The organism is Kocuria subflava, assembly GCF_012163155.1.
In the GTDB taxonomy this organism is placed as follows: Bacteria; Actinomycetota; Actinomycetes; order Actinomycetales; family Micrococcaceae; genus Kocuria; species Kocuria subflava.
Genome location: NZ_JAAVUN010000004.1, coordinates 119,867 through 143,913, shown reverse-complemented (window position 1 = coordinate 143,913; position 24,047 = coordinate 119,867). Strand labels below are relative to the sequence as shown.

The 24,047-nt window shown below is 64.6% G+C and carries 21 protein-coding genes and 1 tRNA gene; all 22 read right to left on the bottom strand.

Annotated features, from left to right (window positions below; all coding sequences use genetic code 11):
* Nucleotides 1-87: 87 nt before the first annotated feature.
* Nucleotides 88-1,629 carry an IS1634 family transposase gene (locus tag GTW58_RS03865; protein WP_119933836.1) on the bottom strand — a complete coding sequence of 514 codons (1,542 nt, stop codon included), beginning with the start codon at nucleotides 1,627-1,629 and terminating at the stop codon, nucleotides 88-90.
* Between the two features lie 349 nt (nucleotides 1,630-1,978).
* A tRNA-Leu gene (locus GTW58_RS03860) sits at nucleotides 1,979-2,052 on the bottom strand.
* Between the two features lie 93 nt (nucleotides 2,053-2,145).
* On the bottom strand, nucleotides 2,146-3,531 hold the full coding sequence (locus GTW58_RS03855; RefSeq protein ID WP_119932309.1) for an NAD(P)/FAD-dependent oxidoreductase: 1,386 nt from the start codon (nucleotides 3,529-3,531) through the stop codon (nucleotides 2,146-2,148).
* Nucleotides 3,532-3,634: 103 nt separating this feature from the next.
* On the bottom strand, nucleotides 3,635-5,164 hold the full coding sequence (locus GTW58_RS03850; RefSeq protein WP_232817950.1) for a S8 family peptidase: 1,530 nt from the start codon (nucleotides 5,162-5,164) through the stop codon (nucleotides 3,635-3,637).
* A gap of 12 nt (nucleotides 5,165-5,176) precedes the next feature.
* On the bottom strand, nucleotides 5,177-6,142 hold the full coding sequence (locus tag GTW58_RS03845; RefSeq protein WP_047690079.1) for a Ppx/GppA phosphatase family protein: 966 nt from the start codon (nucleotides 6,140-6,142) through the stop codon (nucleotides 5,177-5,179).
* A 70-nt stretch (nucleotides 6,143-6,212) separates the two neighbouring features.
* The gene (locus GTW58_RS03840) at nucleotides 6,213-6,722 is read right to left on the bottom strand and encodes a DUF501 domain-containing protein (protein ID WP_119932385.1); all 510 of its coding nucleotides are present in this window, start codon (nucleotides 6,720-6,722) and stop codon (nucleotides 6,213-6,215) included.
* A gap of 99 nt (nucleotides 6,723-6,821) precedes the next feature.
* Nucleotides 6,822-7,499 carry an FtsB family cell division protein gene (locus tag GTW58_RS03835; RefSeq protein WP_232817951.1) on the bottom strand — a complete coding sequence of 226 codons (678 nt, stop codon included), beginning with the start codon at nucleotides 7,497-7,499 and terminating at the stop codon, nucleotides 6,822-6,824.
* Between the two features lie 225 nt (nucleotides 7,500-7,724).
* Entirely contained in the window at nucleotides 7,725-9,005 is a 1,281-nt protein-coding gene (gene eno, locus GTW58_RS03830; RefSeq protein ID WP_119932311.1) for a phosphopyruvate hydratase, read from the bottom strand.
* A 242-nt stretch (nucleotides 9,006-9,247) separates the two neighbouring features.
* Nucleotides 9,248-9,994 carry a MazG nucleotide pyrophosphohydrolase domain-containing protein gene (locus GTW58_RS03825; protein WP_231559405.1) on the bottom strand — a complete coding sequence of 249 codons (747 nt, stop codon included), beginning with the start codon at nucleotides 9,992-9,994 and terminating at the stop codon, nucleotides 9,248-9,250.
* Nucleotides 9,995-9,996: 2 nt separating this feature from the next.
* Nucleotides 9,997-11,280, bottom strand: coding sequence for an adenosine deaminase (locus GTW58_RS03820; RefSeq protein ID WP_119932312.1), 1,284 nt, complete (start codon nucleotides 11,278-11,280; stop codon nucleotides 9,997-9,999).
* A 115-nt stretch (nucleotides 11,281-11,395) separates the two neighbouring features.
* On the bottom strand, nucleotides 11,396-13,081 hold the full coding sequence (locus GTW58_RS03815) for a hypothetical protein (RefSeq protein ID WP_119932313.1): 1,686 nt from the start codon (nucleotides 13,079-13,081) through the stop codon (nucleotides 11,396-11,398).
* A 64-nt stretch (nucleotides 13,082-13,145) separates the two neighbouring features.
* The gene (locus GTW58_RS03810) at nucleotides 13,146-14,474 is read right to left on the bottom strand and encodes a thymidine phosphorylase (RefSeq protein ID WP_047690068.1); all 1,329 of its coding nucleotides are present in this window, start codon (nucleotides 14,472-14,474) and stop codon (nucleotides 13,146-13,148) included.
* A gap of 14 nt (nucleotides 14,475-14,488) precedes the next feature.
* Complete coding sequence (locus GTW58_RS03805; RefSeq protein WP_081993845.1) at nucleotides 14,489-14,953, bottom strand: cytidine deaminase; 465 nt, start codon at nucleotides 14,951-14,953, stop codon at nucleotides 14,489-14,491.
* A 44-nt stretch (nucleotides 14,954-14,997) separates the two neighbouring features.
* Nucleotides 14,998-16,326: an ABC transporter permease gene (locus GTW58_RS03800; RefSeq protein WP_119932314.1), complete on the bottom strand. Its 1,329-nt coding sequence runs from the start codon at nucleotides 16,324-16,326 to the stop codon at nucleotides 14,998-15,000.
* Nucleotides 16,323-17,582: an ABC transporter permease gene (locus tag GTW58_RS03795; RefSeq protein WP_119932315.1), complete on the bottom strand. Its 1,260-nt coding sequence runs from the start codon at nucleotides 17,580-17,582 to the stop codon at nucleotides 16,323-16,325. Before GTW58_RS03795 ends, GTW58_RS03800 begins: the two co-directional genes overlap by 4 nt.
* Nucleotides 17,579-19,138 (bottom strand): ABC transporter ATP-binding protein, encoded by a 1,560-nt coding sequence (locus GTW58_RS03790; RefSeq protein ID WP_119932316.1) that lies wholly within the window; start codon nucleotides 19,136-19,138, stop codon nucleotides 17,579-17,581. Before GTW58_RS03790 ends, GTW58_RS03795 begins: the two co-directional genes overlap by 4 nt.
* 140 nt (nucleotides 19,139-19,278) lie before the next feature.
* Nucleotides 19,279-20,370: a BMP family lipoprotein gene (locus GTW58_RS03785; RefSeq protein WP_119932317.1), complete on the bottom strand. Its 1,092-nt coding sequence runs from the start codon at nucleotides 20,368-20,370 to the stop codon at nucleotides 19,279-19,281.
* Between the two features lie 218 nt (nucleotides 20,371-20,588).
* Nucleotides 20,589-20,846, bottom strand: coding sequence for a hypothetical protein (locus GTW58_RS03780; RefSeq protein WP_157980426.1), 258 nt, complete (start codon nucleotides 20,844-20,846; stop codon nucleotides 20,589-20,591).
* Complete coding sequence (locus GTW58_RS03775) at nucleotides 20,806-21,417, bottom strand: nucleotidyl transferase AbiEii/AbiGii toxin family protein (RefSeq protein ID WP_119932319.1); 612 nt, start codon at nucleotides 21,415-21,417, stop codon at nucleotides 20,806-20,808. Before GTW58_RS03775 ends, GTW58_RS03780 begins: the two co-directional genes overlap by 41 nt.
* Complete coding sequence (locus GTW58_RS03770) at nucleotides 21,414-21,956, bottom strand: hypothetical protein (protein WP_047688497.1); 543 nt, start codon at nucleotides 21,954-21,956, stop codon at nucleotides 21,414-21,416. The genes GTW58_RS03775 and GTW58_RS03770 overlap by 4 nt, the downstream gene beginning before the upstream one ends.
* A gap of 97 nt (nucleotides 21,957-22,053) precedes the next feature.
* Nucleotides 22,054-22,704, bottom strand: coding sequence for a YczE/YyaS/YitT family protein (locus GTW58_RS03765; protein ID WP_052209336.1), 651 nt, complete (start codon nucleotides 22,702-22,704; stop codon nucleotides 22,054-22,056).
* A gap of 83 nt (nucleotides 22,705-22,787) precedes the next feature.
* On the bottom strand, nucleotides 22,788-24,032 hold the full coding sequence (locus GTW58_RS03760; RefSeq protein ID WP_119932320.1) for an amidohydrolase: 1,245 nt from the start codon (nucleotides 24,030-24,032) through the stop codon (nucleotides 22,788-22,790).
* Between the last annotated feature and the right edge of the window lie 15 nt (nucleotides 24,033-24,047).

Genomic DNA, 24,047 nt, shown 5'->3' with positions numbered 1-24,047 from the left:
ACGCCCAAATAGCGAACCGAGGCTCCGTCCGAGGCGACCCCCACAGCACACGGCCGATCGGTGGATCGAGGTTTAGTGACCCATGCGTCAAGTCATCTTGAGGGCCTTGAGGATGGTGCGGGCATCGTCGGTGAGCTCGGCCTTGGCCGTGATGTCCTGGCCGGCCAGGGTGATGGTCACGTCCTGCAACGGCCGTAGGGTCCGGATGATCTTGCGGATGCTGAACCCCGTCTGGGCCTGCAGGAGACGGGCCATTGCCAGGGCGGTGAACACGATCGTGAGGTGAGCTTCGATCGCGTCCCGCTGCCGATGAAACATGGGCCTGGCCTGTAGGTCCGTCTTGCTCATCCGGAAGGACTGCTCGACCTGCCACAGGTCGTGATAGCTGGAGAGCACCTCCGCCGCAGACATCACCGTCGCGGGAATGTTGGTGACGTAGCCCTTCAGCCCCACGAGACTCCGTGCCCGCTTGAGGGAGGCCTCGTCGAGGCTGCGACCGGCCGCTGTGGTCTTCACGAACCGCGTCGACTTCACGGTCACGTCCCCGTCGATCACAGCGCGGGCTCGGTTCTCCTGCGCGGTCAGCGTGTGCCCGTCCCGGGTCGCGCGCTTCTTCGAAAACGCCCAGACCGCCCGCCAATGCCCGGGATGCTCCATCGGGTCCCAGACCGGCTCCCGGCGGTGCTGCTTCGTGTCGGTTTTCGTGTTGCCGTGACGTGGGGTGATGGTGTCGATCAGCTGCCCATCGTCGAACGCATCACCGTGCCAGTGGAAATGATTGGCGAGGTCACCGGGCGCTTTGACCTGCCGCGACCCGACGATGAACCGCAGTCCCGCTTCGTTAAGGGCGGTCAGGTTCGCGGTGGAGAGCATCCCGGCGTCAGCGACGACGACCATGTCCGCCAGACCGTGGCGGGCCTGGAACTGCTGGATGATCGGCACGATCGTCGTGGTCTCGGCCTTGTTGCCCTCGAAGCAACCGATCTCGAGCGGGAACCCGCCCCGATCCACCAGCAGCCCGACCACGATCTGCGGATCCACTCGGCGCTCCTTCGAGTAGCCGACCTTCCGCAGCTCGTCCTCGTGCTCGGCCTCGAAGTAGAGCGTGGTGACGTCATAGAGCACCAGAGAGATATCGCCGCTGGTCGAGGCATGTTCAAAGCAGTTCTTCGCTATCTGGTCGCGGTACTTGCACTGCTGGATTCGGGTCAGGCAGCGCTTCATCGTTGAACGATGCACCGGATCGATCCCCACCTCGCTCAGCACGCGAGCGGAGTCGAGCATCGAGGTCGGGAAGATCAAACGCGCGGCGACGAGCTGGAAGAACGCCTCGTCCTCGAGCGCATCGAAACCAAGCCCTCTCCAGGTCGCCTGGAGCACGTCCAGCAGCAAGCGCGACCGCAAGGACCGCACCACAGCTGCCTGGGGATCCTGCTCCAAGCCGAGGTCGAGAGTCTCCTGACCAGCATTGAGCTTGTCCCGGCCGGCCCTCATCAAAACAGCGAGCTCAGCCTCGGTATGCGCGGACCCGAGGTGCTCAAGGATCTTGTTCCGCCGACCCTCCTTAGCGACCACCTGCACGGCAGTCGCGCCAGACGCCGTGGTCACCTTCCTCAGAAACGGGCTCACAACCCCCGACCCTACCCCCAATTAGTGACCCATCCAGCCACCCTGGAAACCCCACGACCAGCAGAAACGCTACTGAAATCTCTCAAACCAGGCCCGAGAGGTCCAACTCAGGCCGACACCCCCGGCCAAGCACAACGTCACCTCGGAAGATGCAGTCGCAGCCCTCGCCCTTTGAAGGCTCGCCGTTGCGTCACGCGGAGCGGGAGCTGCGGGCATGGCGTTCCGTGCTCAGCTGACTCGAACTTTGCGCACGGATAAATGCGATCCGGTGCACGGAGCACGCACTCATCCGTGCGCAAAGTCCGAGCCTGCGCCGGAACCGGCACGGAAGCTGAGCCGGCACACAAGGTGCCCCCAGTGGGACTCGAACCCACACTTGGCGGATTTTAAGTCCGCTGCCTCTGCCGATTGGGCTATGGGGGCATGGGGCGGCCCCTCCCAATCCCCGACAGAACCCCACCTTGACGGTGGGATGCCGTTCACGGAGACGAAAGGGGACGAACCCTCACACCATGATCAGAGCTTGATCTTGGTGCGCACCACTTCCTGGCCGGTGGCCGACTGGAAGTTCAGGCGCGGGTCACGCACGTGGCGGATGGGCGCGGTGTTGCGACCGAAGATCATGTTCAGACCCCATTCGGTGAACACACGAGACTTGTGCTCGATGGTGGGGATGGCAGCACCGTGGTACAGGCGGTGCATGGCCCAGGCCGGGAAGCCCTGGAACTCCACACCCTTGATGTTGGCCACACCCTTGTTCAGACCGAAGCCTGCAACGGCACCGATGTTCTCGTGGTAGTAGTCCTGCAGTTCGCGGCCTTCGCGAGCGGCCAGGATGTTCTTGACCATCACGTGTGCCTGACGCACGGCGTGCTGGGCGTTGGGCACGCAGAAGCCACCCACGCCACCACCGGAGAGATCCGGCACAGCGGCGGTGTCGCCGGCTGCCCAGGCCTTCTCGATGGGGCCGTCGTCGCCGGTGATGCGCAGGTCCGCACCGGCACGCACGCGGCCGCGCTCGTCAAGCGGGAAGTCCGAGCTCTTGGACAGCGGGTTGGCTGCCACACCGGCGGTCCAGATCAGGGTGTCCACGTCGATCTCGCCGGCCGGGGACTTGTCCTTCATGTTGATCAGCTTGAGGTGGTTGTCCACGGCGGAGTCCAGGGAGGTGTTCAGCAAAACCTCGATGCCGCGGGAGCGCAGGTGGGCCACAACCTTCTCCGCACGCTCCTTGGAGACCTCCGGCATGATCCGGTCCATGGCCTCGACCATCACAAAGCGCAGGTCAGAGACCTTCAGGCGGGGGTCACGGGCCACAGCGGTGCGGGCCATGTCCTCGAGCTCGGCGATGGTTTCCACACCGGCGAACCCGCCACCCACGACGGCGAAGGTCAGCGCGCGGCGGCGAACGGCGTCATCAGTGGTCTGGGAGGCAATGCCAATGCGCTCCAGAACCCAGTTGCGCACGGCCACGGCTTCCTCGATGGACTTCATGCCGATGGCGGATTCGCCCAGGCCCTCGATGGGGAAGGCACGGGTCACGGAACCGCCGGCCACCACGATTTCGTCGTAGGGGATTTCCAGGACGGGGCCGTCAGCGATGGTCTGGACGGTGGCCACGCGCTCGGCGTGGTTGATGCCGGTGACGCGACCGGAGACCAGCTCACAATCGCTGAGGTACTGCTGGTGGGAGACCACTGCGGAGCGAGCTTCAATGCTGCCCGCTGCGACCTCCGGGAGGAACGGCAGGTACATCATGTACGGGTTGGGGTCCACCACCGTGACGATGCCCCCGGAAGCCTTGATGCGCTTCTGAAGTTGCTGGGCGACGGTGAAGCCAACATAGCCACCGCCGACGATCAGGATCCGGTTCCGGTCCTTTGCCAAGAAATTGTCAACCATGCCCAAGAGTCTAAACGCAGACGACTGTGCACTGTGCGGCCAGGCCCCTACATCACAGCTTGTTTCGACTCACACCGTCATGGTTGACCAAAGTGTCCACAGGTCACGGTTTGCGCTTGAGCAACCACCGGATGTGCCAGGCGGCAGCACCTGTGAGGCCTGCGATCAGCACACCGAATCCAGCCAGGATGACAATGGGCAACGCCCCGGTGGAGTTCAGCGGCACCACGGGGTCGGGTGGGACGGCTTCGGCGGTGACGTCTTCCGTCAAGGGCATGGCACTGGCTTGGGCACTTGCGGTGGAGGTGGCGTCATGGCGCCGGTGGATCTGGATCCATTCGGCCATGGAGCCCAGTGGCCCGTCCCCCTCCATGGGCGGCAGGTCCTCGGTCACCGCCGCGTTGACGTCCAGGATCCCGTACCCGTACAGCGGGTCACGTCCCGGGACACCGGCGTCTTGGGCCGAGGCGGTGATCCGGTAGGCGACTTCCTGGGCGCTGAGATCCGGGTACTTCTCCATGATCAGTGCCGCGGTTCCCGCCACGATCGGTGCAGCAGCAGAGGTCCCGGTCCACTCCCTGTACCCGTCCCCGGGCACCGCCCCCACCAGGTCTTCCGACGGTGCGGACACGGCAATGGAGATGCCCTGGGAGGAGGATTCCTCACCGGCCTGACCATTGCGTCCAACGCCACCCACGGTCAGCACACTGGGGATGGTGGCGGGAGCCCCCACTTGGGTGATGCCGTTGCCGCGGTTTCCGGCTGCGGCAATGATCAGGACGTCCTTCTCTTCGGCGTACTCGAAGGCGGAGTCCCAGGATTCCGGCCAGGTCTGTTGCGGGGAGCCCACGGACATGTTGATGATGTCCGCCCCGTTGTCCACGGCCCAGCGCACGGCGTCGGGAATTTGTTCGTCGGTGGAACGCACGTCGGAGCGTTCGGTGCCCAGCCAGGTGGAAACCGGCAGGATCTCTGCCTCCGGCGCCACGCCAATGACGCCGGTATTGCCTCCCACCCCTGTGCTACTGGATGAGCCGTGGCCCCGACCGGCTGCCACGGAGGCCACCATGGTGCCGTGCGGAGGTTCGGCACCCAGCCCCTCTTGGCCGTTGGAGGATCCCACGCCGGAGACGTCCGTGCCCTTGCCGACCGCGCCCTCCAGGTCCGGATGGGTGCCGTCCACGCCGGTGTCGATCACGGCGATCTTCACACCGTCCCCCGTGGCCTCGTCCCAGGCGTCACGGACACCGTACTGATCCAACCAGTACTCGGCCTGCCGCGCTTCCTGGGCATTGAGCGAACGCACGGACTCAAACGTGGGAATGTCCGTGGGATCGGTGATGGGGATCGACGGTGCCGGCCCGTCCGGGGCGGGTTGACCAGGGACCTGGGCAACCGGATGCGCGTGGGCCGGCGTGGCCAGGCCCGTTTCCCCGGATTCCCCCACGACAACGCCCGCCAACACACCTGTTGCAGCCACCACCCCGGTGACCCCAACCCCCACGTAAGTGCGCATGCGCGTCATGACGGCCGTACGTGCCCCCGACCTGGAGCTGCCCACCAGTGGTTTCCCGTGCTCCACGGCATTTTCCTGCTGTGGGGCGGGGCTTTGTGCGGTCCGGGGCTGGGGCATGGGGGTTCCGGTTCAGTCAGATGTCAGTGACAGTGCAATGCCGTCCAAAATATCGTGTTCGCTGGTGGTGGCCGAATGCACGCGCCCGGATGTCTCCTGCATGACACGTTCCAGGATTCGACCCCACACCAGCGCACCTCCCCCGATCACGTCCACACGTCCCGGGTGCATGAACGGCAACTCAGCGCGCTGCTCACGGGTCATCTCCGTGAGCTCGCGGCAGGCCGTCCGGATTTTCTGGGCCTCCAGCACGGTGCCGTTGAGGCGCTCGGCATCGTAGTCATCCAGGCCCAGGGCATGGGCCGTGATGGTGGTGACCGATCCGGCCACGCCAACCAAGCTCTGGGTTTCTCCCAGCGGGACGGCCTGCAGGACGTGGTCAATGGCGCGGTCCACGTCCTCCAGAACGGCCTGCTGCTGGCGTTCCGTGGGCGGGTTGGAGCCAAGGTGGCGTTCAGTCATGCGCACGCAGCCCACATCCACGCTGCGGGCAGCGATGATGCCCTCTGAAGAACCCAGGACGAATTCTGTGGAACCACCGCCCAGATCCACCACCAGGACACGGTCCTCAGCGTTGGTGGGCGGGGCCACCAACGCTGCACCGGCAAAGGACAACGCGGCTTCCTCCTCACCGGAGATGACCTCCGGTTCCACGCCAAGGCGCTCGCGGATGCCGTTGACAAACACATGGCGATTACCGGCGTCCCGGGTGGCGGAGGTGGCTACAAAGCGCACGGACTCCACGCCGTGTTCCTTGAGCAGGCGCGCGTACTCCTCCGTGGCGGCAAAGGTCCGGTCCAGAGCCTCCTGTGCCAACCAACCAGTGGCGTCCACGCCCTGCCCCAACCGGACAATGGTGTTCAGCCGGACCACGTCCGTGAGGGTGGCTGCGGTTCCATCAACTCCGCCGCCGTTGCCAAGGTCGGCAATCAACAGGCGAATGGAGTTGGTACCGCAGTCAATGGCGCCAACGCGCATGGTCACGTCCTTCAGTCAGGGGGTGGTCTTCAAGCTGTGGTGGGGTTTCAAGCAGCAGCGTGGTCGCGACTCAGGCTTCACGCCAGGCGGGGTCACAGTGACACGTCTGGGGGTCCCAGGTCTCAGAAATCATCTGCAGGGTTTCATCCCCCAGCACGTTCACACCAGGACCTGCCGCCAGGGAATGACCCACCAGCACGTGCAGGCACTTCACGCGGGTGGGCATGCCGCCGGCGGAAATGCCGTCGATCTCCGGAACTTCACCGGTGCCTGAGGCCACCCGGACACGTTCCCGCTGTGCCAGGAAGTCTTGGTGCGAACTTTCATAGGAGGCAGCCAGCTCGGAATCCTCTGCCAGGCGGTCGGTCATGGCGTACATGACACCTTCGGCCTCCAGACGGGACACGGCTGCCGTGATCACCGGGTGGGCCAGGTAGAACACGGTGGGGAACGGAGTCCCGTTGGCCAGTCGGGGGGCGGTGGCTGCCACCAGCGGGTTGCCGCACACACAGCGGGCCGGGATTTCGACGACGTCGCGCACCGTCCTGCCCAGCTGCCGGGAGAGGACCTGGAGATCCATCTCAGACGGGGTCAGGCTCTCCGTGGTGGTGTTCAAACCACGGGCTGCAGGGGTCCCGGTGGGCTGATCGGTTGAGTGCTGATCGGTCACGGGATGGCCTCAGTTCTGTTCCTGATCGGTGTTCTGGTTCTGGTTGTTGGGATCAGTGTTTTGATCCGCGTTCTGGCCCTGATCGGTGTTCTGATCCAGGCCACCGTTCTGGTCCTGCTCAACGTTCTGGTCCTGCGGCTCGGTTGTGGGGTCGGCCGTTGATTCCGGTGTTGCCACAGGGGCTGGACCACCACCCAGCTGCGGGAAGTTCTCCGCCTGGCTGGGGCTGGTGCGTTCCTGGGGCCACCCGGCATCCAGCACGGAACCCCACAGGGCATCGGCCCATGCCGCCCGTCCGGCTTCCTCCTGGACGGCCGAGGAGCGCGGCGCCTGGTCTCCCACGGCGTCACCGCCCACCACAAGGTAGGAGCGCTGACCGGGTTCCACCATGAGCAGGCGTTCACGGGCTTGCTGACGGATGTATTCGGGGTCCTCCCACAGCTGCACCTGGCGCTTGAGTTCATCGCGGGAGGTCTGGTTCTCGGAGATGCTCTGCTCCAACGCCTGGATCTCCGCACGCTGGTCCAGATAGATCTTGGTGGTGGGAGCTGCCAGGAACACGATCAGCAGGAACGTGACAAGCACCAGCAGCAGTCGTCGTCGGGAATTGAATCCGCGCGGCACTCCTGATGACAGTGACGGCTGCGCGGGATCCGTGCGCGCGCTGTGGTCATCGCCAGGGGGCACGTGATCTCTCCTGTGACGTGAAGGACGGGGTCGGACCGGGCGCCGCGGTGGCCCCAGGCACCGCGGCGTGCAGGAAGGACCTGCTGGTAGCGCGGCGCACGCGAAAGTCTAGTCCTCCCGCAGCTGAGCCGGTTGAAAAAAACACCGTGACCGCGCGGTGGAACCGGACGGTCACGGTGAAGGGTTCACTGCGCGGGCTCGGCGCTCACGCGGTGAAACAGATGCTCACGCGGTGAAACGCGGGAAGGCGGTGGCGCCGGCGTAGACGGCAGACTCGCCCAGGGCTTCCTCGATGCGCAGCAGCTGGTTGTACTTGGCCACGCGCTCGGAACGGGCCGGGGCACCGGTCTTGATCTGACCGGCGTTGGTGGCCACGGCGATGTCCGCGATGGTGGTGTCCTCGGTCTCACCGGAGCGGTGGGAGACCATGCAGCGGAAGCTGTTGGTCTGAGCCAGGGTGATGGCCTCCAGGGTCTCCGTGAGGGAGCCGATCTGGTTGACCTTGACCAGCAGGGCGTTGGCAACCTGCTCGCGGATGCCGCGGGCCAGGAACTCGGGGTTGGTCACAAACAGGTCGTCACCAACCAGCTGGACCTGGCGACCCACGGAAGCGGTCAGGGAAGCCCAGCCCTCCCAGTCGTTCTCGTCCAGCGGGTCCTCGATGGAGACCAGCGGGTAGTCCTTGACCAGCTGCTCGTAGTAAGCGGCCATCTCTTCAGAGGTGCGCTGCTGGCCTTCGAACACGTAGGAGCCGTTCTCGAAGAACTCGGAGGAGGCCACGTCCAGGGCCAGGGCGATGTCCTTGCCCGGGGTGTAGCCGGCCTTCTCAATGGCTTCCAGGATCAGGTCCAGGGCAGCGCGGTTGGACTCCAGGTTGGGGGCGAATCCACCCTCATCACCCAGGCCGGTGTTCAGGCCACGGTCCTTGAGCACGGACTTCAGGGAGTGGTAGACCTCGGTTCCGGAGCGCACGGCCTCGGAGAAGGTGGCTGCACCGATCGGGGCGATCATGAACTCTTGGATGTCAACGTTGGAGTCCGCGTGGGAACCACCGTTGAGGATGTTCATCATGGGCACGGGCAGGACGTGGGCGTTGGGGCCGCCCAGGTACTTGTAGAGCGGCAGCTCAGCTTCATCGGCGGAGGCGCGGGCCACGGCCAGGGAGACGCCCAGGATGGCGTTGGCGCCCAGCTTGCCCTTGTTGGCGGTGCCATCCAGTTCCAGCATGGTGCGGTCGATCTGACGCTGGTCGGTGGATTCCAGGCCGATGATGGCTTCAGCGATTTCCTCGTTGACGGCCTCAACAGCGCCCAGGACACCCTTGCCCAGGTACACGGACTTGTCGCCGTCGCGGTGCTCAACGGCCTCGTGCTCACCGGTGGAGGCACCTGAGGGAACTGCTGCACGGCCGAAGGAACCGTCCTCCAGGCGCACCTCGCATTCCACGGTGGGGTTGCCACGGGAATCCAGGATCTGACGGGCGTGGACATCGATGATCATTGCCATGGGACGTGCTCCTCTGCTGGTACGTCGGCTAGTTTCCCCACCCCGGTGCTCGGGCATCTCTGCGAGCAGGTGCAGCGGCTTGTGGGCCGCCCGATCCGCTCACGCGGGGCAGACTGATCCAAGCCTAACCACCGCAGGAGCCGCCCACGGCATTGTTGCCTGACGTTCGCCGTGAGGTGAGCCACCAGCTGCCGTGTGACGCGCCGTTGGATCCCCCGTCACACGCGGTCGGCAACGCCGCCTCATGCTTGTTCGGTGTACCGCCGCGCGGCGGCTCGCAGTGCCCGCTCGGCATCCAGACCGGCTGCAGAGCCGTGGCGCACCAACTCAAAGAGTTGCTGTCCCAGTTCTTCCTCGTCCGCGGCCGGCACGACGTCGTCGCTCACCGCAGGTGCGGCCGGTTCAAGTCCGTGTCGGCGCGCTTTGGAGAGGACCTTGTCCGCGTACTGCAGAGCGGGCAGCCCCGGTGGCACCCCGTCGAAAGGGCCGCTGCGTTCCGGTTTTTCCTGTTTCTTCAATTCCTCCCACCGGGAATGCAGGGCGGCATTGGAGGCCTCAGTGCCCAACGTGTCCTGGTAGTCCTGAGCGAAGACCTGCGGGTGGCGGCGCACCAGCTTGGCGGTGATGGCCTCCAGAACATCGGCCACGGTGAATCCACCGTCCTCCGGTGAGCGTTCCTGGGCCACTCGGGCGTGGAAGACCACCTGCAGCAGCAGGTCCCCCAGTTCCTCCACCAGCTCTTCACGGTGGGCTCGCGGACCGCCGGGGGCCTCAACGGCCTCAATGACCTCGTAGGACTCCTCAATCAGGTACTTCAGCAGAGACTCGTGTGTTTGGCGTGCATCCCATGTGCAGCCGCCCGGTGAGCGCAACTGATCCATGACGTGGACCAGGTGCGTGAACTTCTCCCCCACGGCCGCAGGTTTTATTGACTGGACGGCGGCAGTGTCCGGGACCTGCCGGTCACCCGGGGTGTTGTCCTGATCCACACTCACCACTGACCGTCCGCATCCAGCTGATCGTGCCCCGCCGGAAACTCTTGACCGCCCAGCAACTCTTGATCGGCCAGCAGGTCCCCCAAACCCAACTGCGTGCCGGCATCCCGCAGGGCCGCGAACTCCTCCGTGATGCGGGCCTCCAGCATGACGCGGTGGTCCAGGGGCACAAACGCGGTCTGAGCGGCATTGCGCTGCAAGGTCTCCACATCGTCCATGGAGAACCCGTGCAGATTCACCAGACGCCCCAACTCATCGGAGATCTCCGTCCCGGAGACCAGCCGGTTGTCCGGTCCCAAGGACACGCGGAACCCTGCGCGGTGCAAGAACCCCACGGGGTGAGTTGCCGTGCCAGGGCCCAGGACCCGCACCAGGTTCTCCGGAGGGTTCCAGGTGGGAGTTGCGTGGGTCTGCCGGTTGGACTCGGGGCAGACTTCCAAGACGATGCCACGGTCCCGGACCCACGTGGCCACCGGACCCAGATCGATGGACACGTCTCCGTCAGCGGCATCCGTGAGCATGATGTCCTCCACGATGCGAACACCGTGGCCCAAACGCAGCGCCCGCCCGTCCACCACAGCACCTCGGATGGACTCGATCCCGGCTGCTTCACCGGCGTGCAGCGTCACGGGAATGAGGTTCTGTGCCAACAGGTCCAGGGCTTCTTGATGCTGGCCGGGCAGGAAACCGTCCTCCGGCCCTGCCAAATCGAATCCGAGCACACCCCCGGGGGCCCCGGGATCGTAGCGGTCCACCACCAGTTGAGCGATCTCCAGGGACCGGTTGTTCTGCCGCATGGCACACAGCAGCTGGCCCACGGAAATCTCATGTCCTTCAGCCGCGGCGGCCTCGATGCCCTCGGTCAGTCCGGCCTGCACAGCCTCAACCGCGTCCGTGAGGGAGAGTCCCTGAGCCTGATGCTGTTCGGGAGCCCACCGGACCTCGGCGTGGATCACGCCGTCATCCACGTAGTCCTCCACGGCCTCCCGTGCCACCCGACGCAGTGCGTCCGCACTCTGCAACACGGCCAGCGTGTGCTCAAAGGTGGTCAGGTAGGACTCCAGGGACCCGGAGTTGCCGGCTTCCACCATCCAACGCGCCAGTTCCGCACCGGTCTCCACGGGCAACGAATGGTTCACACTCCGGGCCAAGTCAACCACCGTGGCCGGGCGCAGACTGCCGTCCAGGTGGTCATGCAGGCTGATCTTGGGCAACGCGCGCAGGATGCCACCGTGCCCGGACTCAACGTCGGGATCTGGGGTGTTCTGGGATTCAGTCATGGGATGAGTTTCCTTGCATCAGATGGTGGAACTGGGATGGATGGCACCACACACGACGACGGCGCCGCCCCGCCTTGTCAGCTCGGGCCGGCGCCGTCGTGGTTGCGGGATCGGATCAGTAGTTCCAGTCCTGCAGGGCGTCGTTCATGTGCTGCGGGATGTTGGCGCCCGTACGGGGGTACATCCGCAGTTCCTCCACGTAGTTCTGGGAGGGCAGGCGCTCCTCGTAGCGCACAAAGGCTTCCTCGTCCGAGTAGTCAAAGGAGACCTCCGGGGGAATGCCCGGGCGGAAGCGGAACATGACGGCCAGCGGCGCGCCCTCACCTTCCACGTAGGAGTCGTCCTTGAGCTCCTGAACCTTCAGCTCCTCTTCCGGCACCAGATCAAAGGTTCCGCGCTGGTCCCAGAAGCCACCCTGGCGCACGTGAGTCAAGGCGTCGTAATACGAACCCAACGTGCGCACGCGGATCAACACCGTGGAGACATCACGAGCGGTGCCCTCCGGGCCGAACAGCCGCTTCTGCACCCCGGCCACTCGGCTCAGCACATCGGCCTCGCTGAGCACCTTGTTGCCCTCTGCCAGTCGGTCCTGGGACGGAGCTGTTCCAGCGGCCTCACCGGCGCGGTAAGACGGTGCAACGTCTGCCCCGCGTGCCACGGAAGGAGCATCGGCGTCGTTGCCGCCGCCCGAGCGGGCTCCGGCACCGGCGGCTGCACCTGCTGCTGCCGCACCGGTGACCTGACCGCCGGAGCGGCCTGCGTTGTCGTCACGCCATTCGTCGTGATCCACGTGATCCGGGAGATCCTGAAACTCAGAGCGGCGGGTGTCCTGGTTGCCGGTGTCCCCGTCAACCTGCTGGCCCTGGGCGCTGTGGGTATCAGCGGACTGGTCACGCTGATCCCGCACGGGCTCACGGTCGGTGGAGCGCTGGTGGTCATCGGCAGAACGGTTGGGGTTCTGCGCGGTGCGGCCCTCTTCTTCACGTCCCTGAGCGGCAGCAGCAGCCAGGGCGCCACCGCCCACACCTGCCGCGGCAACACCGGTACCGGAAGCGCGACCATCAGCCGCTGCGTCCTGGTCGGCACCCTGAGGGGTCTGACCTGCGGACTGAAGGTTCTGACCACCGGTCTGGCCCTGTTGATCTGCCGAGCCAACGTTCTGACCAGCAGATGCGTTCTGCCCGGCGGCCTGCCATGCGCCGGCATTGTCCGCGGACTGGCCCGCACGCTGCTGGTCTGCGTTGGTCTGCTGCTCCGCGTTGGCCGCCTCAGATGTACCGGGCTGCTGCGATGTGCCGACCTGCTGCGATGCTGCGTCCTCGCGGGTTGCAGTGCCGTCCTGGACACCCTGACCGGACTGACCGCCCTGTGCGGGCTGGCCGGCTGCGCCGCCGTTGACCTGGTAGGTCTCCGTGCGGTTGGGGCCTGAGGGGTAGGCGTAGTCCACCATCACGGTGCCCTGCTGGGCGGTGATGATCACGGTGCGCCACGCACCGCTTTCCTGGGACATGGACTCGGTGTAGAGCGCCGCAACGTCGTCGAACATGGGGTGGTTCTGGTCCACCACACCGGAATCCGTGTCCACCGAGCCGTTGACGTTGCGCTCGGTCTGCTGGTTCATGGTGTTCCCGCGCTGAACCAAGGAGAGCTTTCCGCCCTGGGCGCCGTCAGCCAGCAACCGGTTGATCAGGTTGCGCAGCGGACCCTGGGTGGGCAGGGGCTTGGCGGCCTGGGCTGCCTCCTGCTGGGATGCCTGTTCGGCCTGGGGCTCTGAGTTCGACTTCTTGCTGAAAAGTCCCACGGTGCTGGTCCTCCCGTGCTCCTGTGTTCAGGATTGGTTGCGGTTTGTGATTGTTGACTCCACCCTACAAGTCCTTGACGTCAACACGACTCAGCAGGACGTTCGCCCTGGGCTCGCCGTCTGACTGCACCTGTTCCACGGTGAAGGCCGACTCCACCGTGCGTGCTGCCCGCTCCAGGGCTTCCGGGGTGTCCGTGTGCAGCGTGGCCAGGACCTCCCCCTGACTCACTCGATCCCCTGGCTTGACGTGCAGGATCACACCGGCGCCCGGTTGCACGGCATCCTCCTTGCGCGCCCGTCCGGCACCCAGCGCCCAGGACGCCAGCCCGATCTGCAGAGCATCCACGCCGGTCACCACACCGTCGTGGGTGGCTGTCACCGTGTGGTGATGACGCGCTTGAGGCAGTGAAGCATCCGGATCTCCACCTTGCGCGCGGATCATGGCCCGCCACGTGTCCATGGCGCGGCCGTCTTGCAACGCCACGGCGGGATCGGCGTCAATGTCTGCGGCCTGCAGCATTTCTGCAGCCAGCGCCAGCGTCAATTCGACGACGTCCGCGGGGCCACCTCCCGCCAGAACCTCCACTGCTTCCTGGACCTCGCAGGCATTGCCCACGGCCATTCCCAGCGGGGTGGACATCTCCGTGAGCAGTGCCACGGTGTGCACACCGGCATCCGTGCCCAACGCCACCATGGTGCGCGCCAGTTCCTGGGCCGCTTCCTGGGTTTTCATGAAGGCACCGGATCCCACCTTCACGTCCAGGACCAGGGCGTCAGCACCTTCCGCAATCTTCTTGGACATGATGGAGGATGCGATCAACGGGATGGCCTCAACCGTTGCCGTGACGTCACGTAGTGCGTAGAGCTTCTTGTCCGCCGGTGCCAGGTCTCCCCCGGCAGCGCACACCACGGCTCCCACGGTTTCCAGCTGTTCCACCAACTGACGGTGGGCAACTTCCGCCTGCCAGCCGGGGATGGTCTCCAGCTTGTCCAGCGTGCCGCCGGTATGTCCAAGACCCCGCCCGGACAGTTGCGGCACGGCCACCCCGTGCGCGGCCACCAAGGGTGCCAGAGACAACGTGATCTTGTCCCCCACGCCCCCGGTGGAGTGTTTGTCCACGGTGGGCAGGCGCCTGCCGTTGCGGCGCAAACCGGAGAAATCCATGCGCTGCCCGGAGTTGATCATGGCATGGGTCCAGGCCGTGGTCTCCTCCCGCTGCATGCCGTTGAAGAAGATGACCATGGCCAGTGCTGCCATCTGTTCCTCCGCAACGTCACCACGCACATAGGCATCCAGCACCCAGTCGATCTGGCCTGGGCTCAACACACCCCCGTCACGTTTGGTGCGGATCACGTCAACGGCGGTGAACTCACCGCGGGATTCTGGCGACACGGTGCGTCGGCCCCTCAGAGGTTTTGCGGACCAAAGGCGTCCGGCAGGACCTGGTCCATGGATCTGATGCCGGAGACGGTCAGCAGTTGCATCTCAGGTGCGCGGTGTTCGTAGAGCAACTGCCGGCACCGACCACACGGCATGAGCACCTGACCGTGACCGTCCACGCACACAAAGTGGGTGAGTTTGCCACCACCGCTGGCATGCAGAGAGCTGACCAGTCCACATTCAGCACAGAGGGTCACACCGTAGCTGGCGTTCTCCACGTTGCAGCCGGTGACCGTGCGTCCATCATCCGTGACAGCCGCCGCCCCCACCGGGTAGTTGGAGTACGGGACGTAGGCGTGGGTCATGATTTCCCGCGCCGCTTCCAGCAGTCCGTCCCAGGGCTCGCCCCGGCTCTGCTCACCGGGGGACGACGACGCCGCAGGTTCGGCACTCAGGTGAGCATCGGCGTCGTCGTGAGAACCGTTGTGCATGATGGGCATCCTCCTGTTGAGAGCAAAGGTGTGGCTGAGCCCCACTATTCCTTGACGTAGGGCTGTCCGGAAGCGGCCGGGCCACGGGAGGCCCCCACCAACCCGGCCACGGCCAGGATGGTGATGATGTACGGGAGCATGGCCAGGAACTGGCTGGGCATTTCCGTGCCCAGGAAGGAGAGCACGGACTGCAGGTTGGAGGTGAAGCCGAACAGCAGGGCTGCCAGGAATGCGCCAATGGGATTCCATCGGCCAAAGATCAAGGCGGCCAAGGCGATGTAACCGGCACCGGATGTCATGTCACGGGTGAAGGAGGTGACGGAGACCAGCGTGTAGAAGGAACCGCCGATGCCTGCGATCAAACCACCCAACAACACGTTCAGGAAGCGCATGCGGTTGACGTTGATGCCCAAGGTGTCCGCAGCCTTGGGGTGTTCGCCAATGGCGCGAGTGCGCAGGCCCCAGCGGGTGCGGTAGACCGCGAACCACACGATGGGAATGGCCAGCCACATGAAGTAGCCCACGATCGACTGATCGAACAGGATCCGGCCCACCAGCGGGAGATCGCTCAGGAACGGGATCGAGTAGGACGGAAGACGTGGCGGGGAGTTGAACCGGCCCGAATCCGATTCCAACAGGGTGGCGAACAGGAATCCGGTCAGACCGGAGACCAGCACGTTGAGGACCACACCCACAATCACCTGGTTCACCCGGTAGGTGATGGAGAACACCGCCAGCACCAGGGAGACCAGGGCAGCACCGATCATGGCGGCCAAAAGACCCACCCACGCGTTGCCGGACAGGGATCCGGCCACGGCGGCGGAGAAGGCGCCGAACAGCAGCTGGCCCTCGATCGCAATGTTGACCACACCGGAGCGTTCACACATCAGCCCGCCCAGCGAGCCGAAGACCAGGGGCACGGACAGCGCTACGCCACCGGCCAACAGACCGGTGAGGGACACCGACGGCGTACGTGCTGAGCCCACCACCCACACCAGGAAGCCTGCGACGAACAAGAATCCAAAGACCACCACGGCCCAGGTGGGGGTCAGACGCCCCGAGCGCACACGCAGGAAGGCGAACACGGTGAGCCCCACAAGAGCCGCAGTGATCAGCCAGCCGGTGATCATCCCGGGCAACACGATGTCTGGGACGCGGAACAGATCGCCATCATGGCTGATGCGGAAGGTCACCGTTTGGGACGCTGCGTTGAAGGCAAAGACGATCAAGGACACCAGTGCCAGAACACCAAAGCCCAGCGGGGCGCGGCGAGCGCTGGCCGGAAGTGCCTTGGGATCCACGGGCTCCTGATGGGCGTCCGGAAGGTCGGATATCGGCGGCTGCGGAGCAGGAGTTCGGGTGGCGGTGCTCATGCCTGAGCCTCCTTGACTGCGGTGGCCTTCTGGGCGGGCTTCTCGGTGCTGATGTTCTTCTTGGCCGGTTTGGACCCGGACTTCTTGCGGCGTGCGGCGGAGAACAGCGGGGGCAGTGCAATGAACAACACGATCAATGACTGCACCACCAGCACGATGTCCACGTTGGTTCCGGTCATGGTCTGCATGGTCACGGCACCGGCACGGAATCCGCCGTAGAGCAGACCCGCCAGGAAGGTGCCCAGCGGGGTGGAACGGCCCAACAGCGCCACCGTGATGGCATCAAAGCCGAACGACGCCGCCACACCGGCTGACAGGGAACCCTCCGTTCCGGAGATCTGGGCAACGCCTGCCAGCCCCGCCAAGGCGCCTGCCATGACCATGACCACCACAAAACCCTTGGTCACGTTGATACCGGCGGTTTTGGCTGCACGAGGGTTGGAGCCGACCGCGCGGATCTCAAACCCGATGGTGGAGCGGTTCAGCATCCACCACATGAACACCGTGGCGGCAACGGCCAGCACAAAACCCCAGTGCAACCGGAACGGAGCACCCAACAGCAACGGGAACTGGGCCGACTCCGCCACCGGGGGGCTCACGGGGTTGGTGGATCCTTCACGCAGGAAGGCCGGACGTGTCAACAGGTAGGCCACCAGGTTGGCGGCAATGTAATTGAGCATGATGGTCAGAATGACCTCATGGGCGCCGGTGCGTGCCTTGAGCAGACCCACGATGCCGCCCCAGATGCCACCGCCGATGGCACCGGCCAGGATCACCAGCAACAGGTGGATCGGCAGCGGCAAGGACCAGGTGAAACCCACATAGGCGGCCATGGCCGCGCCGATCAGAATCTGACCCTGGGCGCCGATGTTGAACAAGCCCGCGCGGAAGGCGATGGCCACACCCAAACCGGCCAGAATCAACGGCGTGGCCACGGTCAGGGTCTCCGTCAGCGGATAGATCTGACGGGTGAAGGTGTCCGCATTGGGGTTGAACACCGCACCGTAGAACATGGCCTGGTAGGCGGAGGAGGCCGCGTTCCAAGCCGCGGAAAGCAAATCCGTGGGCCGGCTGAAGAAGTAGCTGGCGGATCGGATCACCCGGTCATCGGTGGCGGCAATCAGCACACCACCCAGGAACAGGGCCGCGATGATGGCCAGCACGGGCTGCAGTGCGGAACCAATCCACTTGGGTCCGCTGGTCTCCAGGTCCTCAGCCGCGTTGACGGTGGGAGTGTTGGTGGTGGGGGTGGTCATGCCTGTTCTTCCCAGGGAGTGCTCGGGACGCTCGTGGCGTCGGTGTCAGTGCCGTGGGCCTCAGCTTCAGTGGCACCTGCCATCATCTGACCCAAAACCTCACGCGGCGTGTCCGGGCCCACAATGCCCATGAGGCGTCCGTGGAAGAACACGGCAATGCGGTCGGCCAGGGCATAGACCTCGTCCAACTCGGTGGACACGATGATCACGGGCACCCCGTTGTCCCGTTCGGCCACAATCCGTTGGTGGATGAACTCAATGGATCCCACGTCCACACCGCGGGTGGGCTGGGAGGCCACAAACAACTTCAGAGGTCGGGAGAGCTCCCGGGCAATCACGATCTTCTGCTGATTGCCACCGGACAGTGTTGAGGCAGCCGACTGGGGGGAACCGGTGCGGATGTCGAATTCCTGGATCCGGTGATCGGCATTGCTCGCAATGGCCCTGCGCTTCAGGGATGGCCCGGAGCGGAAGCGGGAGTCCTTGTAGAGATCCAGCACCAGGTTCTCCGCCACGGAGAAGGCACCCACCAGCCCGTCATGGGAGCGGTCCTCGGGCACAAAACCCACCCCGGCGTCCAACACCTGGCGCACGGACCGGCCCACCAGTTCGCGGCCTTCCAGCTGGATGGAGCCCGAGGACTTCCGCAGCCCCAGCAACGCCTCCACGAACTCCACCTGGCCGTTGCCCTGCACACCGGCGATGGCCAGGATCTCTCCTTGGGCCACGGACAGGGAGAGATCATCCAGCAGGGTCACGCCGTTGTCCCCCACCACGGTGAGGTCACGAACCACCAGGGTTTCCTGGACAACGTGTGCAGGTTCCTTGTCCACGGACAGGGAGACCTCACGGCCCACCATCATGGCCGCAAGCTCTGAGGTGGAGGCCTCCGGGGAGACTGATCCCACCACCTCACCGCGCCGGATGACGGTGATGACATCCGAAACTTCACGGACCTCACGCAGTTTGTGGGAGATGAACACAATGGAGGTGCCATCCGCCTTGAGCTGACGCATGATCGCCAGCAACTCATCCGTTTCCTTGGGCGTGAGCACGGCGGTGGGTTCATCCAGAATCAGCAGCTCGGCATCCCGGACCAACGCCTTGATGATCTCCACGCGCTGCTGCACGCCCACGGGTAGGTCCTCAACCACTGCGTCCGGGTCCACGGCAAACCCGTATTGGTCGGAGATCTCACGGATCTTGCGGCGTGTGGTCTCCAGGTCCAGGCTGGCACCCTTGCGGGATTCGGAGCCCAATGCCACGTTCTCCGCCACGGTGAACACAGGCACCAACATGAAGTGCTGGTGCACCATGCCGATGCCCTGGTCCAAGGCATCGGAGGGGCCAGTGAATTCCACGGGCTGCCCGTTGACCAGGATCTCACCGGAGGTCGGACGGTACAGACCGTAGAGCACATTCATCAGCGTGGACTTGCCCGCGCCGTTTTCACCGAGCAGACAGTGAATCTGTCCCGGTTCCACGGTCAGGGAGACGTCCCGGTTCGCGGCGAAGGACTCGAATTTTTTCGTGATGCCTCGCAGTTCGAGCTTCATGGATCTTTGATTCCTTGTGGCTGCTGCAACGTCCGGGCCGATCGACCGGACGAACATGGATGGTACGCGCCCGCCGTCGCACCGGGTGACCGGCGCACACGGCGGGCGCGTACGTGTTTTTCACAGGGGTTGGGCCTGCATCACTCCGGGGAGTTCTCCGACTCCACGGTGATCTCACCATCAATGATCTGCTGGCGCAGTTCATCCACCTTGTCGGCGGTTTCCTGCCCCACGCGCTCCTCCTGGTCGTGGAACGGGGCAATGCCAACACCCTCGTTCTCCAGGGTTCCCACGTAGGGGGTGCTGTCAAAGTTGCCCTCGGACGCAGTGGTCACCACGTCCTCCACGGAGGTGGACAGTTCCTTGAGCACAGAGGTCAGCTGGTATTGCTTCTGGTCATCGGAGAGGGTTTCGTAACCATCGGCGTCAACCCACACAAAGGTGACTTCATCTTCGCGTCCGCCACCGTTGGCCTCGACGACGGCGTCCGGGGTGCCCGTTGCGGCCTGGCCTGCCACCGGCATGATCACGTCAGCGCCTTCGTTGATGAAGTTCTGGGTGGTGGTCTTGGCGGCAGCGGTGTCACTGAACGAGTTGATGAACGTGCCGTTCTGGCCGTCCTTGTCCCAACCGAGCAGCTCGACGTCGTCGTCGTTCTCCTGGTTGTAATAGTCCACGCCGTCGGCAAAGCCGTCCATGAAAACAGTCACGGTGGGGATGTCCATGCCGCCGTAGGTGGCCACGGTGCCGGACTCGGACGCGGAAGCGGCCACGTAACCGGCCAGGAAGGCTGCTTCTGCGGTGTTGTAGGTGATGGGCTTGACGTTGTCCAGGTCAATGGAGTTGTCATCCACGATCGCAAAGTGCATATCCGGGTTGGCCTCAGCAACCTCCTTGGTGGCATCTGCCAGCAGGAAGCCCACGGAGACCGTGAGGTCACAACCGTTCTGCACCATGGAGTTCAAGTTGGGGGTGAAGTCCGTTTCAGCCTGGGACTCGGCCTGTTGAACGTTGATGCCCAGGTTGTCCTCGGCTGCCTTCAGACCCGCGTAAGAGTTCTGGTTGAAGGAGCGGTCCTGGAAGCCGCCCTCGTCGGAGACGATGCAGCCGGTGAAGTCAGAGGCATCCGTGCTGCCGCCGTTGTCATCAGGAGCTTCACCGCAGGCTGCCAGAGCCAGTGCGGAAAGCCCCAGAACGGCGGAGGTCTTCATGGTGCGGGAACGGAAGGTCATGTTTCCTCCGGTGGAGAGTGCCCACGTCCGGTCACAATCATGCCCGGAGGAGTCGAGCAGAGCGCACCGGGGACGCGGGAGCGTTACGGGTGGTGGCGCTTAGTGTACTCGCGAGTATGTCCAGGATGTTGCATAGGACACAAACAGCTTCTGCGCGTGACGGTCACTCGCAATGGCGCGAAGGTCGCCGTGTCTGGATCGGCTGGTGTCCACGGATTTCAGTCCATCGCGGCTGTGATGCGTCGAATGAACTCATTGGCCCAGATCACTGCTTCTTCCACATCCGGTATGACATCAAGGCCATGTGCGGCTTCAACGTAAAGCGTGGCCCATTGGGTACCGGCAGTGATGACTGGTGGCCACGCCTGCTGGCGGCGGTAATCGAAAAGCCGGGCACATGTCGCAGCCACCTGCGCGAGATCGATGTCTTCACTCTCACCGAGGAGCTGGAGGTCGACCAAATCGCGCCCGCTCACTCCCCGCACCGGAGACGGCATGAAGTTTCTGCGCGATCTGACGATCGGCTCGCATCACCGCTACGGGCCTAGGCGCTGTGAGCCCCACCTCGGTGAAGAGTTCGATCAGGTCGGCGGAAGGTCGGTACGCAGGTTTGTCGGCGTCCCCGATCTCGTTGTGACCCAGCTCGAAGTTCACTGTGCACCATGGCCTACCGCGATAGTTGAGCTTCACCTCGAAGGGCTGCATCACATACGCCGTGGGCACGGCAGACGGGCGAGGCGCGGCCTTCTGGATCAGCCGCCCGGTGAAGCCCGCCCACCCGGCAGACAGCGACTCCTCGAAGTCGCTGCGAAATGCACTCAGGGGCTGAACTCGTGCGGCGTCGAGATCTCGTGTGAACCGCGTGCCGCGACCGTAGCAAAGTGCCATGGCGCTGCCACCCTTGATCGCACCGTCAGGCAGCATCTGGCCGAGCACCACCAAAGCCATCCCGATCCGGCGACGCAGGGCCAGACCATCGTCACCTTCCAGGTTGCGGATGCGCCGCTCCAGAGAGCGCACACTGGTCGGCGCACCGATGTAACTCATGATTGCAGTCCTCTTCTCACCCGGTGCCGCTCGGCACTGGTCAGCAACCCCTGGCTGTGGGCCTGCTTGGCGGCATCCAGCAGACGCTCAGTCTCGATGCGGCCACGGCACTCGAGGATTGCATCAGCGACCGGCTGCGCCGCCAAACCCTCGTAGAGGGTCGTAGGAGCCTCATCCCTCACCCGAACCAGCTCCATGAACGGCGGCAACCTCGGGCGGGCGCGGCGAGGAACAGCTACTTTGACTCGCCTGGGGTTTACGTCAGCAAGACCGAACAGCGCCAGCACCGACTCGCCGTGAAGGTACGCGCCCTCACCAGCGCGCAGCAACGCCTCAGCGAACTGATCGTACGGCGATGGCGGAATGTCTGGCACACGATAGAGCCCGTACGCCACGCTCTGGAGACCACCACGTGCAGCAAGCTTGGGGAGTTCGACAGTCGGCACCCCAGCCTCAGCCGCCGCCCTCGTCGTGACATACCCGTAGTGATCTAGCGCGATCTCACGCACGACATCCCGGTACTTGACACCAACAGCCATGTCACAACTCTACTGAAAACAGTATAGTTGTGACAACGCTTGCAGGGTATCAGTGGACGCCACTACCCAAAGTCGAGAACTTCGGACGCCGCGTGCTTCAACCCACCAATTTCGCCACGATCCGTTCATTGAACTTCTTGGTGAAAAATTCGATCAACGGCCCGTTGAAGAACGCGGTGATCACGGTGGCAAGCCCCACCGGTCCACCCAAGATCGCGGCGATGATGACCACCACGATGTCCTGGACCCAGCGAACGTAGCGGTAGGCCCAGTTCTTGCGTTCCACCACGATCGGGGCAATGGCGTCATAGGGAGACGTACCCGACCCCGCACAGATGTATGCGCTCACGCCAAAATCGAAGATCACCAGCGCAACGGCCAGGTAAGCCGCCTGCATCAACAGCGTGTCCGCGGCGGGAAGCACAGCGGAGAACAGCGTGCTGAACCCGGAGATCAGGAAGCCCACCAGCACCATGTTGATGATGGTTCCCAACCCGATCATGTGCCGGCCGGTGAAGAACACCACGGCCAACAGCAACAGGTTCACCACCAACTGCACCGGCCCCAGGTCAAAGCCCAGCCGATCAGCCAGGCCTTGGTTCATGGCGGTGAACGGGTCAACACCCACGCCACCAACCAACATCAGTGCTGCACCCGCGCCCAGCAGAATCACACCGAACAAGGCGTAGAGCGGACGAACCACTCGTTCCCGCGTGGTCGGATCCCCGCTCTGATCTGTTTCAGTCATCTGCCGTCACCTTGTGCGTCGTGGACGCGAACCGCCCACGGATCGCGTGCGTACGCCATACGGACGCAGCGGAACCCACAACGTCAGGACTGGCCAGCCAATTCCCTGGCCCGCAGCATCACGGCACGCAACGCGGTGTTGGTCATCACCTGGACCCCGCAGCCGATGGCTTCTTCATCGGCAATGTAATCGGCCTGGTGGAGGTCAAAAGTGCGCCCACCCGGTGTCCGGGTGCCCAGACGCATCATGGAACCGGGCACTTCCTGGAGGTACCAGGCAAAGTCCTCCCCGCCCATGGACTGCTCCACCAATAACACGGCGTCCTCGCCCAGCTCGTCCCGGGCGGCGTTTTCCAGCAGGGTGGTCTCGTCCTCGCCGTTGACCACGGGCGGCACACCCCGAATGTGTTCCACCTCCACGTTGACCTTGTACGGGGAGGCCACCTGGCCCACCACTTCATCCAGCAGCGCCCCGGAGCGATGCCAGGCATCGGCGTCCAGACAACGCATGGTTCCAGCCAGCGTTCCCTGCGACGGGATGGCATTGGGTGCGATGCCTGCGTTGATCTCCCCCCACACCACGGAGACCCCGGAGCGCACATCCACTCGCCGTGACATCACCGCAGGCACGTTGATGGCGATCTGGGCCATGGCGAACACCAGGTCCTGAGTCAGATGCGGACGGGAGGTGTGCCCGCCGTCGCCGGAGACGTGGACCCGAACGGTGTCCGATGCGGAGGTGATGGCACCAATGCGGGTCCCCACGTGCCCCACGTCCACCTTGGGCTCACAGTGCAGGGCGAACATCCGGGGCACACCCTCCAGAACACCTTGTTCGATCACACGCAGGGCGCCGCCGGGCAGCTTTTCCTCGGCCGGCTGGAACAACACCCGAACCCGCCCGGCCAATGGCGAGGAGTCGTTCAGATCGGCCAGCACCTTGGCCACACCCAGCATCACGGTGGTGTGGACGTCATGCCCGCAGGAGTGCGCCACGCCGTCGTTGACAGAGGAGAACGCCAGACCCGTGGCCTCCTGAATGGGCAGCGCATCAATGTCCGCGCGCAGCCCCACGGCAATAGGCCCGTGACCGATGTCCACGTAGCATCCGGTGCCCTTGAGCCGTACCGGGTTCAGGCCCGCCGCTTCCAGCGCCTCCACAATCCGGTCCGTGGTCCGGAACTCCTGGTAGGACAGCTCCGGGTGCTGGTGGATGTCACGCCGGAAACTGATCAGTTCCGGCAGCCAGCGGCTCAGGAACGGGCCGACGGAGGGCACCTGGCCGGCGTCACCGGACCAGGCTCCGGACTCGTGGCGCGGATCGGACATAACGGAAGGCGTGGA